The organism is Streptacidiphilus monticola, from assembly GCF_042658505.1.
In the GTDB taxonomy this organism is placed as follows: domain Bacteria; phylum Actinomycetota; class Actinomycetes; order Streptomycetales; family Streptomycetaceae; genus Streptacidiphilus; species Streptacidiphilus monticola.
In genome coordinates this window covers 1-766 of sequence record NZ_JBHSQJ010000120.1, presented here as the reverse complement: position 1 = coordinate 766, position 766 = coordinate 1, and the positions used below count along the sequence as shown (strand labels likewise).

Sequence of the window (766 nt, the reverse complement as noted above, 5' to 3'; positions counted from 1 at the left end):
GTCCGACGGTACAGGGTGATAGTCCCGTACACCAAAATGCACAGGTTGTGAACTCGAAGAGTAGGGCGGGACACGTGGTATCCTGTCTGAATATGGGGGGACCATCCTCCAAGGCTAAATACTCCTGACTGACCGATAGTGAACCAGTACCGTGAGGGAAAGGCGAAAAGAACCCCGGCGAGGGGAGTGAAAAAGAACCTGAAACCGTGTACGTACAAGCAGTGGGAGCACCTTCGGGTGTGACTGCGTACCTTTTGTATAATGGGTCAGCGACTTATATTCTGTAGCAAGGTTAACCGTATAGGGGAGCCGCAGGGAAACCGAGTCTTAACTGGGCGTTAAGTTGCAGGGTATAGACCCGAAGCGGAGTGATCTAGCCATGGGCAGGTTGAAGGTTGGGTAACACTAACTGGAGGACCGAACCGACTAATGTTGAAAAATTAGCGGATGACTTGTGGCTGGGGGTGAAAGGCCAATCAAACCGGGAGATAGCTGGTTCTCCCCGAAAGCTATTTAGGTAGCGCCTCGTGAACTCATCTTCGGGGGTAGAGCACTGTTTCGGCTAGGGGGTCATCCCGACTTACCAACCCGATGCAAACTACGAATACCGAAGAATGTTATCACGGGAGACACACGGCGGGTGCTAACGTCCGTCGTGAAGAGGGAAACAACCCAGACCGCCAGCTAAGGTCCCAAAGTCATGGTTAAGTGGGAAACGATGTGGGAAGGCAGAGACAACCAGGAGGTTGGCTTAGAAGCAGCCATC

At 52.6% G+C, this 766-nt stretch carries 1 rRNA gene (cut by a window edge); it reads left to right on the top strand.

The features are described 5' to 3' along the window. A 23S ribosomal RNA gene (locus ACFP3V_RS25005) occupies positions 1–766 on the top strand; its annotated part reaches 139 nt to the left of the window's first position; the annotation flags it as partial.